Here is an 11,709-nt window from a genome sequence, read left to right on the forward strand (position 1 = left end):
CTTGCGGCTCCCGGCGGGCCCGTCAGGGGGTTACTTGGAGGTGATGCTGAAGCTGGCGCCGGTCTTCGAGTTCACGGTCGAGGAACCGACGTAGAACGCGTGCAGGGTGTGCTTGCCCTTGGCCAGCTTCGGCAGGGTGATGGTGACCTTGCCGCCGCTCAGGGTGCCGGTGGCGATGACCTTCGTGCCCTGGTAGATCCGGACGGTGCCGGTCGGGGTGGTGCCGGTCGCGGTGACCTTGACGGTGACCTTGGCCCGGGCGGTGTGGCTCACCGAGGTGGGGTGGGAGGTGGAGACCGCCGCCGTCGCCTTGGTGATCTTCAGGGAGACGAGCGTGGAGGACGCGTTGAGCTTGGAGGTGCCCGGGTAGGACACCGACAGCGAGTGCGTGGCGACCTTGAGGTGGTTCGACAGGCTGACGCTGACCTTGCCGGACGAGTCCAGGGTGCCGGTGCCGACGACCGTGGTGCCGTCCTTGACGGTGACCTTGCCGGTCGGCTTGACGCCGTGCGTGCCGGTGACGGTGACGGCGACCTTCGGGGTCTTGCCGTAGGCGGTGGTGGCGGTGGTGGCCTTGGTGGTGCTGGCGTACTTGACGGCGCCGGTCCAGGTGGCCTCGGTACCGGCGCCGACGAGGTTGTTGGCGGTGACGGTGACGCTGTACGTGCCGGTGGCGAGACCGGTGAAGGAGAACGACGTCGTGGACTTCGGCAGGTCCTTCGTGATGAGGACGCCGCCGTCCGCGTCCTTCAGGGTGACCCGGTAGTCGGTCACCGGCAGAGCCGGGGCGATGGTGCTGGGGGTCCAGCTGAGCTTGAGGCTCGCGTCGCCGACCGTGGCCTTCAGGGTGGGCTTGGCGGGCGCGTTGCCCGTGGTGGTCGACTCCAGGCCGCCGACCCTGGCGTGCTTGGCCTGGTTGATCGAGCCGTTGTAGGACTCGTTCAGGAAACCGAAGTCCGCGATGACGTCCTCGGCGGTGTCCGAGGCCATGGCGGCCTCGTGGTCGCCGCTGGTGACGAAGACGTCGTAGACGTCCTTGTTGAAGAAGATGCTGGTCGGGTCGATGGCCCGGCTCGGCACGACGTTGTAGACGTCACGGCCGAAGGTGGAGTTCTCGTAGTAGTGGGAGACCGGGGCGAGCTTGCCGTCCACCGTGGTCACCGGGCTGGTGACGCCACCGATGTCGCCCGGCAGCTGGACGCTTGCCAGGTGCGCGCCCGCGGCGACCGCGTCGGAGCTGTAGTCGGGGGCGACGCCGTTGTTCTGCGCGATCCAGCTGCCCACCGAGAACGGGACGAGCGCGCCGTCCTGGGTGAGGGCGGCGTCGGCCTGGTTCTCCTGCACGGTCGGCAGGGTGGTGTCGACCGTGCCCTCGTTCAGGCCGATCGCGGCGAGGAAGAACTTGCGGGTGCCGGAACCGCCCTGCGGCAGGACCGGGTGCAGGGTCTGGCCGTTCAGCGTGCGCGTGCCGCCGGCCTTGTAGATGTCGAACAGCTGGTCCTTCGTCAGCGTGTCCAGGCCGGTGCCACGGACCGCGACGCCGACCGCGTCCCGCGCGAACGGGATGTAGGTCAGGGCGTTGCCCACCAGGTTGCTCGGGCCGCCGGAAGAGCGGGCGAAGTCCAGCTGGCCCGAGACGGTGGTGTCGTTGAACTTGTCACCGGTCAGCGAGTCGCTGAGCGCCGTACGGCCCGGGCCCGAGCCGTTGGGACGGTTGAAGGACGGGCCGCCGGAGCGGGTCTGGATGGTGGCGGAGCCGATCGCGTCGTAGGAGGCGAGGCCCGCGCCGGCGGACGACTTCACGGCCTTGTCGGCGTAGGAGTTGCCGTTGACGGTGTCGCCGGCCAGCGCGTTCATCACGTCCTGGGTGGTGTCGGAGCCCACGCCGACGAGCTGGCGGAAGGTGCCGGCGGGGGTGGGGTCGGCGTACGCCGGGCTCGCCAGAGCCAGGCCACCGGCCACCACTGCGGCGGCGACCAGGGCCGCCGTGGAGCGCGTTCTGCGCATCGAGTGTCTCCGTGATGTGTGAAGGAGCGAGGAGTGAAAGGGATCTGGCAGGGTGGTGCGGGCCGTCCGCCCCGACTGTCCTTCGGGGCGGACGGCCGTCTGTGGGGCGGCCTCAGGGCCGCAGCAGCCTCCGCAGTCGCTGCGGAAGTTCGGGAAGGACCGTCACCGTGCGGCCGCCGGGCAGCGGGACGCGCAGCGGCAGCCTGAGCCGGCCACCGCCCGCGAAGGGCGCCCCGGCTCCGGCGACCGCGCCGAGCGCGGCCCCGACCGGGACGGCGTACCGCAGCGGGTTGGCCGGGTCGGCCGGAGTGTTGCCGGCCGCGGTGGTCTCCAGCGCCTCGCCGCCGTCGAACGACGCCTTGGGGCTGGGGGAGGCGGAGGAACCGCCGGCCGGTGTGCCCGTGCCGGCGCCGCCGGTCGTGCCGCCGTCGCGGCCGTCGGCGCCGGAGGGCCCGCCGCCACTTGTGTCGGTGCCGCCGCCGTCCGCGGGGCCGCCGTCGCCGGCGGGGCTCGGGCCGGTGTAGTGGAGCAGTGCGTCGGCCGCCTTGCCGGTCTGGGTGCGCAGCTTCTGCGGCAGGGGGGCGTAGCCGACGGGCAGCCGGCCCGGGTCGGCGCCGGTGATCTGGCCGTTGCCCGCCGCGTACTTGAGCAGGTAGGCGTAGTCCTGGCGGGCGGCCTTGCTCACCTTGCCGGGGCGGACCGCCGCGTAGACCAGCTGGGCCAGCGGGTAGGCACCCTTGGCCGTCGCCCCGGACGGGGTGATCTCGGCGAGTCCCTTGCCGGAGGCGCTCGCTGCGGCGGACGTCAGGGCGGTTTCCGTCGGTCCGGCGAACTTTCCTGCCGCGTTGCGCAGGCGGGCGGTCTGGAGACCGTACCGGGTGGCGGAGGCCGCGTCGGTGACGGTGATGAGGAACCGGGAACCCACGGTCTGCGGGCCGGGGCTCTTGTAGGCGGGCGGGCTGGCCAGCGGGTCCCAGGTCGACTTCCACAGGCCGTCGGCGCGGCGGGTGTGCAGCGCGCCGGCGTGCATGTCGTCGACGTACGGATGGAAGTCGATCATGCACTGCTTCAGGGTGGCGCCGCTGCCGGACGGGATGGTGCACCAGGGATCGCTCTTCGGGTAGTCGTCCGTCTGGGACGGGTCGAAGGCGAGGCCGGTCGGATTCAGGTCCGTGTTGGTGGAGTAGTACGGGTTGATCCGCATGCCCCAGTCGTCCGGGACACCGGCGAGGAACTGCCGGGCGTCCTTGTCGGACACGATCCACTGCCACAGCGCGCGGGCCGAGTCGGAGTGGCCGAGCGAGGTCAGCAGGTCGGTGTCGGTGGCGGGGGTCTCGGCGACCGACAGATGGGCGAACTCCGGGTTCAGCGCGATGAACTCGGGGTCGGTGGCGAGACCGGCCGGGTTGTTCTTCGTCCAGCCGTACCCCTTGGCGGCGGTGCCGTTGATCACTGCCTGCCAGGTGGAGTTGCGATACGACTCGGTGAGCAGCTTGGCGGCCAGACGCGGGGTGATGTCGATCGACTCGACCTTGGTCCCCGCGAGTTTGTTCTCCGACTCGGGAGCGTCGGACCTGGGTCTTCGTTCGATCGTGAAGGCGATGACGGTTCCCGAGAGCGCGACCGGCGCGTACGACGTCGTACCCGAGGGCGGGGTCGTGCCCAGGTCGGCGCCGAGCGCGCGGGTGGTGAAGGCGAGGCCGAAGGAACCGTCGTTGCCGAGCCGGGTGCGGGCGTCGGGTTCGCCCATCTCCGTGTAGCCGTAGACCTTGCCGGTCGCGCACAGGGCGGCCTGCCAGCTGGTCATGGCGTCGGCGGCGAGCTCGCTGCCGGCGGTGGGGCGCTCGTCGGCGCCCAGGGCGCAGTTGGTGCCCACGCTGTTGAAGTCCAGCTTGACGGCGACCCGGTTCTTCCAGTTGGTGGAGGAGACCGGGGAGCCCGCGTTGACCTGGCTCTGGTCGGCGTACGGCTTGCCGTCGAGGTCGAGATGGCCCTGCGGGACGATCACCAGCCAGCAACTGCGCGGCTTGGTGGCGCCGTCGACCGTCACGGGCACTCCACAGCCCAGATGCGGCGCCTCGTTGGCGGTCTGGACCTCGAAGAACTCCTGCCCGGTGCCGTCGGCGCCGGTGCGGGCGAAGTCGACCTCGTTGGTGGTGTTGTGGTTGAAGTAGGGGTTGTTCTGGGTGTTGTTGGTGACGGTGTCGCCGCTGACCGGCTTGAAGGGGACCTCACCGGGGGCGTTGGGGTTGCCGGCGCCGAAGCGGTCGTCCTGGCCGTAATTGGTGGGGTCGGCGCTGTAGAAGACCCGGCGGGTGTCGTCGTAGTCGTTGCCGGGCCAGCTGCCGCGGTCCGTGGTCGGCGAGGCGCCGTACTGGCACTGGGTGCGGGAGGGACCGGGGTTCGACGGGACCGTCCCGTCGTCGTCGCCCCAGCACTGCATGATCTGCACGAAGTCCGTGTTGAACTGCGTGCCCGCGAAGGTGGTCGGGACGCCGCCGGACCAGCTGACCGTGACGGCCTGGCTGGTGAGGTGGGTGGTCTGGGAGACCGTGAACTTCATGTCCTTGAACTCGCCGCGCCCGGCGACGCTCACGGCGGGGCCGGTGGCCGCGGTGGCGGTGGGGGCGGTCTGGGCGATCGCGAGTCCGGCGAGGGCGCCGACCGTGGCGCCCGCGAGGAGCCGTATCAGCGCGTTGCGTATGCGGGTGCGTCTCATCGCGAACTCCCGTCTTCGGACCGGCTGGTGCCGTTGCCATTGGCCTTGCTGCCGACCAGCCGGGAGACCAGCGAGGGCAGCAGGAGGAGGCCGAGGACCAGGACCGCGGCCAGCAGCATCAGCGTCTGGGTGGCGGTCCAGCCGTGCGCGGTGGCCACGGCGACCGGCTGGGCGAGGGCGACGGTGCCGTCGGCGGTCGTACCGCCGGACGAGGCGGTGCCGCCGGATCCGGCGCCGTCCGGGGAGATGGTCTGGCCGGTGTCGGGGTCCACGGAGGGCGTGGCGCTGCTGCCCCCTGCGGAGCCGCCGCTGTCGGCGCCGGTGCCGGTCGCGCCGCCGGAGCCGCTGCCGCCGCTGCCGCCCGAGGTCCCGCCGCCGTTGTTGCCGGTGCCGGCCTTGCTGCCGCCGGTGCCCGTGGTGCAGGGCGCGGCGCCCTTCTTGTCACAGGTGGCGGGGTAGGGTGCGGTCTGGGCGAGCCGGTTCTGGCCGCTGGCCGTGAAGGTCGGGTTGTTGCAGTTCTTGATGTTGATGTTCTGTGCCTGCACACCCGGGATCCGGCGGATCTGGTCGAACCCCGCCTGCACGAGGTTGATCGGGAGCGGCGAGTAGCCGAGCTTCGGGGCCTGTTGCTGTCCCTGGCACATGAAGTAGTAGGAGAAGGCGCCGAGGGTCTTGCCCTTGACCTTGGTGAAGGTGCCCTGCACCTTCAGCGGCAGGATCATGTACGAGTAGCTGGAGAGCGGGTAGTTGCGCTTGTCGGAGTCGTTGTAGACGCCGTCGAGCTGCTGGGTGAGGTAGTCCGCCGAGCTCTTGTTGGTGTTGATCTTCGCCTTGAGGAGCGAGACCGCCACGTTCTGCGGAGTGGGCTCGGTGTAGTAGCCCGCGTGGTTCAGGACCTTGGCGACCGGGTAGTGCGCGTTGAGTGCGTACGAGTAGTTGACGTACCCGATCGCGCCCTCGCCGTAGTTCTGGGCGACGTAACCGGCGACACCGAGGTCACCGGACTGGGCGATCATGCCGGAGACGGTGGGGTAGTACGAGGTCTGGCCGCAGGACCCGGACCGGCCGACCTTCGCGCAGTACGCGTTCCACAGCGACCTGTGCTGGTTCGCCATCCACATCGTGAACTGGGCGGTGGAGCCGGAGCCGTCCGAGCGGACCACCGGGACGATGGTGCGGTGCGGCAGCTGGAGGCCGGGGTTGTCGGCCTTGATCACCGGGTCGTCCCAGGTCTTGATGACCCCGGTGAAGATCTTGGTGACCACGTCGCCGGAGAGGCGGAGGTTGGTGACCCGCCTGCCGTTGACGGTGAGGTGGTACATGAAGACGGTGCCGCCGGCCACGATCGGCATGTAGGCGTACGACCCGGAGGCCGGGCGCTCGGCCGCGCTGCCGTCGGTGGGGTTCGTCTGGAACGGGATGTCGGAGACGGCGAAGTCGACGGTGCCGGAGAGGAACTGGCGGCGGCCGTCCGATGAACCGGTGCCGGCGTAGCTGATCCGCATGCCGTACTGGTTGACGGCGCGACGCCATTCGTCGACGGCGTTCTCGGCCCAGGTGGAACCGGCGCCGGCGATGGGGGTGTAGCTGTCGGCGGACGCCGGCGTACCGGCGAGGGTGCCGATGATGCCGAGCAGTGCGGCCAGGATGCCCAGCCGTCGGAGGGCGTTGATGACAGGGCTGGACATCAGTGGCTGTCTCCTGTTGCGAGGTCTTCGTTCCCACCCGCACCACCCGTGCGGGTTTCGTCGTCGGGTGCGGGTGGCCCGTGCGGGGCGGAATCGCCGTCGGCGGGTGCGGGCTGCGTTGCCGGGGCGCCGGTCGGGGGGGCCTGTTCGCCGCCGGCGGGTGCGGGTGCGGGTGCGGCTTCGGGGGCCTGGCCGTCGTTGTCGGGTGCGGGCGCGTCGTGGCTGGCCGCGCCGTTCCCCACGCCCCCAAGAAGTCTGTTGCTCTCGCCGGAGTTTTCGCTGTCCACGGTCTCGAACAACTCCAGTCCCGGCGTGTGGAGTTCGGCGAACCTCGTGGCATCCCGGCGGGACGCCCTGGCCGCTCTTCTCGCCTGGCGCTTGTTCTGGTGGCCGGGGCCGCGGCCGCCGATCACCCGGGCGATCGCGAAGAGGACCAGGACCAGGGCCATCAGGACCGCCGCCGAGCCGAAGCCGCGGGCGATCATCGTCGGCTCCGGGGACTTGACGAAGTTGAAGACGGCGAGGGGGAGGGAGACCATCGGGCCGCTTGTCGGGTCGGCGTTGAGCGCCGCCGTGAAGCCCGCCGTCAGCAGGACCGGGGAGGTCTCGCCGATGCCGCGGGCCGTGCCGAGGATGACGGCGGTGGCGAGACCGGAGCGAGCCGTCGGCAGGACCACGTGCCAGACCGTCCGCCAGCGCGGGGCGCCGAGGGCCTCGGACGCCTCCGTCAGGTTGCCCGGCACCAGGCGCAGCACCACGTCCGCCGCGCGGATCACGATCGGCAGCATCATCACGCTGATCGCGAAGCCCGCCGCCAGACCCGACTTCTGCATGCCGAGACCGAGGATCCAGACCGCGTACACCATCAGGCCGGCCACGATCGACGGCAGCGCGGTCATCGCCTCGACGATCGTCCGGACGAACCGTGAGAAGCGGCCGTGGATCTGGTTGAGGTACACCGCGCAGGCCAGGCCCAGCGGGACCGTGATCGCCAGCGCGATGGTGATCATGATGAGCGTGCCGAGCATGGCGTGCGCGATGCCGCCGTGGGTCAGCGGGTCGAGCGGGCCCGCCGCCTGCATGTCCTGGGTGAAGAAGTTGCCGTGCGGCAGGGCCTCCCGGCCGCGCCACGCGGTGAAGCCGACGACCATCGCGAGCGCGAGGAACATCAGTCCGCCCGCGGTCCACAGGACGACGGTCATCACCCGGTCCCGTACCGCCTGCCCGTCCTCCTCAAGGCCTGTCAACACCGCGTAGATACCCAGGAATGAAAGGTATGCGGTGACGAAGAAGCCCAATCCCCCGGAGAAAGGGGCGAGTTCGCCGAAGAGCAGGACGGCGGTGCACAGCCCGGAGGCGGCGGCGCCGAACAGCGACAGCACCCCGGAGCGGGTCAGCCCGCCGATCCGGCGCGGTACGTCGGGAAGTTCGGCGACGGTGTCGTTCGGGGTGCCGTCCGCGGGCACGTCCCGGGGGGCGTCCTGCGGAACGTTCATCTCAAGGTCTACGACGGTCATCGTCACGCCTCGCTCTGCGCGCCGGACCGTGACCGCGCCACGATCGAGGAGGCGGTGAAGTTGACCGCCAGGGTGAGCAGGAACAGCGCCAGGCCCGCGGCCATCAGCGCCGACATGCCGAAGGTGGAGGCATCGCCGTAGTGCAGGGCGATGAGGGAGGAGACCGAGTTCGAACCGGTCTGCAGGATGTGCGGCTGGATCACGAATACCGGGGAGATGATCAGGTAGACCGCGATGGTCTCGCCGAGCGCCCGGCCCAGGCCCAGCATGGTGCCGCCGATGATCCCGCCCATGCCGTACGGCAGTACGACCGCGCGGATCATGCCCCACCGGGTGGCGCCGAGCGCGTAGGCGCCCTCGCGTTCACCGGCCGGTGCCTGGGCGAACACCTCGCGCATCACCGAGCACTGGATCGGCGCGACCATCAGGGCGACGACGATCCCGGCGACGAAGGTGGAGGCGGTGTAGACGCTCTGGGAGGCCAGGGGTTCGCCCGGCTGGGTTCCGTCGACGTGCAGGAACGGGATCCACCCGAACCAGTCCGACAGCCAGCGGGAGAGCCCGATCACATGCTCCTGGAGGAAGAACAGCCCCCACAGGCCGTAGACCACGGAGGGCACGGCGGCCATCAGGTCCACCATCGTGACGAGCGTGCGGCGCAGGGGCCGGGGCGCCACGTCCGAGATGAACAGGGCGGTGCCGATGGCCAGCGGCACGCTGATGGTGACGGCGACGGCGGCGATGAGCAGTGTGCCGGTGAGCACGGCCGCGATGCCGAACCTGTGCACGTCCGGCTGCCATTCGGCGGTCGTGAGGAAGGCCCAGACGCCTCTCGCCCGCAGCGCCTGCCCGGACCGGAGCAGCAGGAACAGCCCTACGGCGGCCATGATGGCGAGGACGATGCCACCCGTGGCCGTCAACTGGTACCGGAACATCCGGTCCCCGAGCCCCCGGGCGGCGGACAGCCGCCTGGGCACGGGTCTTTCGGATTCCGCCCCGGCGGAATCCTCGAGTGCGGACACCACTGTGCCCCCCCTATACGAAAACGATTCTCCCCACACGGCCCCGAAATGGGGTGCCGCGCGGGGAGAGTCAATGGCCGGTTCCTTGCGCTCCAGCGCGTCGAATGTGGAGGACTGGTGAACTGTTCATGCCATTTCAGTGGGGGAGATGTGGGTGTCCCTGTGCTGGAGGGGCAGGCGGGACGCGGCCGACGAGGCGGTGTGCGGCGGCGAGGGCGGGCGTGGGTGGAGTGAAGGCGCCGGTGAACGGGTGCGAAGGGCGTGCGAGCGGGGCGAGCGCGGCCGGGGGCCGGGGCTGCGGCCGGGTGACGGGAAAGTTAAGTCGAGTGCCACGTCGGGGAGTCGAGCGACCGTTCCGGACGGGGAATCCGGGCACGGGCGGGGGAGGGAGTTGAGCCAGGAGTCGGGCGCGCCGGTTCGGTCATGGGCCGGGCGGGGGCGGTTCGGCCGTGGGCCCGGCCGGATGGTTCACCCGCGGGCCGGGCGCAGCTGACTCAGTGGCGGGCCGGGCGGAGCCGGTTGGGTGGTTGCCGGGTGGAGCCGGTTGGGTGGCGGGTGGGGCGGAGCCGGTTGGTGGCGGGCCGGTTCGGGCTGGGGCGGGGTACGGCTCAGTCGTGGCCGGCCTCAGTCGTGCTCGGCGTTGTCGAGGATGCGCTTGACGGCCTGCTCGTTCTGGCCGAGTACCGCCTTCTCCAGGCTGTGGTCGTCGTGCCGGGAGAATCGTTCCCCCTCGGCGACGTCCTCCTTGCTCAGCACCCGTCCGCACCACTCGCCCTGGTCGCCGGTATGGTCGTCGAAGGGCACGGCCCCGCCCTCGCCGAGGACCACCCAGCCGCCCTCGCGCCAGCGCAGGGCGAGCAGATAGGTGTGGCCGACCTGGAGCCGGGGCGCGTCGGTGGCCGGCTGCGCCACGCGGGTGCCGCTGGACCGGTAGACCTCCCAGCCCGGGGCGACCATGTCGAAGTCCGACCCGATGGCGTGCCGGGGTGAGCTGCGGGACCACAGCCTGCTGCCGGTCCGGAAGCTCACCAGCCGGTCCATCGCGTACGCGACCGCCCCCTTGCGGTAGGTCCGCCGGTTGGTCTCCTGCTCCCGGATCGGGCTGGCGACGACGACGTGATCGGCGTACGACACCCAGTCCCGCGCGGTCCCCGACGGATAGAGGTCCCCCGACGTCCCGCACCCCGGCACCGACTCCAGCCCCGGTCCGCCGACCAGCACTCCGGCGACGATCCCGACGGCGGCCAGGACCGCGGCGACGGGCCGCGCCGGCACACGCCGAGGCATGACAGATCGTTCCCCCATGATGAAGACGCCCCCCAGTGCGTAAACCAAGTTCCTGCGGAGCCGGACCCGGTCAAGATCCGTAACCGCGGTGATCACCCTAAGCACGGTCCGGTGAAAGTGAACAAGGACCGCCTCTGCCCGGCACAGAACTGTGACGCGGGGCATCGCGCCAGGCGGGTCACACGCAACCCCGATACCCGGCCCGGACGGGCCGGGTATAGCGTCGCGCAGTGGGTCTGACCTGACCCGTTTCGTCCCGGACCGAAGGACCCGAGGAGGGTGAGCGGGATGGCCGAGCTGACCGTGGGCCGGCTGCTGACGTCGTGGCAACCGGATGTGCCGGCGCTGCTGCTGGTCGTGGCCCTGGGCGGGCTGTACGGCTGGGGCGTGCTGCGGGTACGCGCGAAGGGCGAACCCTGGTCGCCGGCCCGTACCGCCGCCTTCACGGTCCTGGGCCTGGGTGCGCTGGTGGTGGCGACGATGTCGGCCCTCGCCGTCTACGACCACGCGCTGTTCTGGCCGGCCGCCGTCCAGAACATCCTGCTCGACCTCGTCGGGCCCCTGGGCCTGGCGCTGGGCGACCCGCTCCGGCTCGCGGTGGAGGCCCTGCCGGAGCCCGCGGCGGCACGGCTCCGCCGCACGATGACCGGCCGCCTGGTCCGTCTTTTGACCTTCCCCCTGGTCAGCACGGCGCTGGTGCTCACCACCGAGCTGACCGTCTACTTCACCCCCTACTTCGCCACCGCGTTGCGGGTGGGCTGGCTGCACGAGCTGATGTACCTGCACCTGCTGGTGGCGGGATGCCTGTTCGTCGTACCGGTGCTGACCCGGGAGGAGACCCTCCCGGCCTGGTGCACCCACCCGGTCCGGGCGGCCCTGGTCTTCCTGGACGGGGTGATCGACGCGATCCCGGGCGTGGTCGTCATGACGCACGGCACGCTGATCGCCGGTGCCTGGTACCTGCACCACCACCCGTCCTGGTCCCCGGACGTCCGGCACGACCAGCAGATCGGCGGCGGCGCGATGCTGAGCATCGCCGAGCTGGTCGCGTTGCCGTTCCTGCTGACGATCCTGTTCCAGTGGGCGCGGGCGGAACGGGTGCAGACGGCGGCGCTCGACCGCCATCTGGACCGACAGCAGGCCGCCGAGGCCTCCGCCGCCCAGGCCGCCGAAGCCTCCGCCGCCCCCGCCCGGGTCCCCACCACTACCGCCCCGTCCGCCGAACGGGTCCGCCCCTGGTGGGAGACGGAGAAGAACGAGGTGGCCGCGAGAATCCGCCGCCAGCACGGCGACCAGTGACCGGCTCCGCGTACGGCCGGCTCGCGCGCGGAGCGGGAGGCAGCCGGGGTCCGGTCGGTCCGGGACGCACCGGGGACCGGGTCGGTCCGGGACGCACCCGGGATCCGGTCGTCCGGGACGCACCCGGGATCCGGTCGTCCGGGACGCCGTCCCCCCGGCTCCCCCGGCTC

7 protein-coding genes are annotated in these 11,709 nt (G+C 71.2%); 1 reads left to right on the forward strand and 6 read right to left on the reverse strand.

Annotated features, from left to right (window positions below; translation table 11 throughout):
* Window positions 1-30 precede the first annotated feature (30 nt).
* The 6 genes from AB0D59_RS12915 to AB0D59_RS12940 form a co-directional block, all read right to left on the reverse strand.
* Window positions 31-2,007 (reverse strand): Ig-like domain repeat protein, encoded by a 1,977-nt coding sequence (locus tag AB0D59_RS12915; RefSeq protein ID WP_362564265.1) that lies wholly within the window; start codon window positions 2,005-2,007, stop codon window positions 31-33.
* A 112-nt stretch (window positions 2,008-2,119) separates the two neighbouring features.
* Entirely contained in the window at window positions 2,120-4,726 is a 2,607-nt protein-coding gene (locus AB0D59_RS12920) for a hypothetical protein (protein WP_362564267.1), read from the reverse strand.
* Complete coding sequence (locus tag AB0D59_RS12925; RefSeq protein ID WP_362564268.1) at window positions 4,723-6,414, reverse strand: phosphate ABC transporter substrate-binding protein PstS; 1,692 nt, start codon at window positions 6,412-6,414, stop codon at window positions 4,723-4,725. The genes AB0D59_RS12920 and AB0D59_RS12925 overlap by 4 nt, the downstream gene beginning before the upstream one ends.
* Window positions 6,414-7,931, reverse strand: coding sequence for a phosphate ABC transporter permease PstA (gene pstA / locus AB0D59_RS12930; protein ID WP_362564270.1), 1,518 nt, complete (start codon window positions 7,929-7,931; stop codon window positions 6,414-6,416). Before pstA ends, AB0D59_RS12925 begins: the two co-directional genes overlap by 1 nt.
* A gap of 2 nt (window positions 7,932-7,933) precedes the next feature.
* Window positions 7,934-8,908 carry a phosphate ABC transporter permease subunit PstC gene (pstC, locus tag AB0D59_RS12935; protein ID WP_362564271.1) on the reverse strand — a complete coding sequence of 325 codons (975 nt, stop codon included), beginning with the start codon at window positions 8,906-8,908 and terminating at the stop codon, window positions 7,934-7,936.
* Between the two features lie 669 nt (window positions 8,909-9,577).
* Window positions 9,578-10,240 carry a hypothetical protein gene (locus tag AB0D59_RS12940; RefSeq protein WP_362564272.1) on the reverse strand — a complete coding sequence of 221 codons (663 nt, stop codon included), beginning with the start codon at window positions 10,238-10,240 and terminating at the stop codon, window positions 9,578-9,580.
* Window positions 10,241-10,528: 288 nt separating this feature from the next.
* Between AB0D59_RS12940 and AB0D59_RS12945 the strand changes: the two genes are divergently transcribed.
* The gene (locus tag AB0D59_RS12945) at window positions 10,529-11,539 is read left to right on the forward strand and encodes a cytochrome c oxidase assembly protein (protein WP_362564274.1); all 1,011 of its coding nucleotides are present in this window, start codon (window positions 10,529-10,531) and stop codon (window positions 11,537-11,539) included.
* Window positions 11,540-11,709: the final 170 nt, after the last annotated feature.

Origin of the sequence: Streptomyces sp. NPDC048417, from assembly GCF_040651615.1 — a bacterium.
Taxonomy (GTDB): Bacteria; Actinomycetota; Actinomycetes; order Streptomycetales; family Streptomycetaceae; genus Streptomyces.

Bases quoted from the DNA above. Each gene is read 5' to 3' on its own strand.
- AB0D59_RS12945 (WP_362564274.1), top strand. From the start codon at position 10,529: ATGGCCGAGCTGACCGTGGGCCGGCTGCTGACGTCGTGGCAACCGGAT.
- AB0D59_RS12925 (WP_362564268.1), bottom strand. From the start codon at position 6,414: ATGTCCAGCCCTGTCATCAACGCCCTCCGACGGCTGGGCATCCTGGCC.
- AB0D59_RS12915 (WP_362564265.1), bottom strand. From the start codon at position 2,007: ATGCGCAGAACGCGCTCCACGGCGGCCCTGGTCGCCGCCGCAGTGGTG.
- pstA (WP_362564270.1), bottom strand. From the start codon at position 7,931: ATGACCGTCGTAGACCTTGAGATGAACGTTCCGCAGGACGCCCCCCGG.
- AB0D59_RS12920 (WP_362564267.1), bottom strand. From the start codon at position 4,726: ATGAGACGCACCCGCATACGCAACGCGCTGATACGGCTCCTCGCGGGC.
- AB0D59_RS12940 (WP_362564272.1), bottom strand. From the start codon at position 10,240: ATGCCTCGGCGTGTGCCGGCGCGGCCCGTCGCCGCGGTCCTGGCCGCC.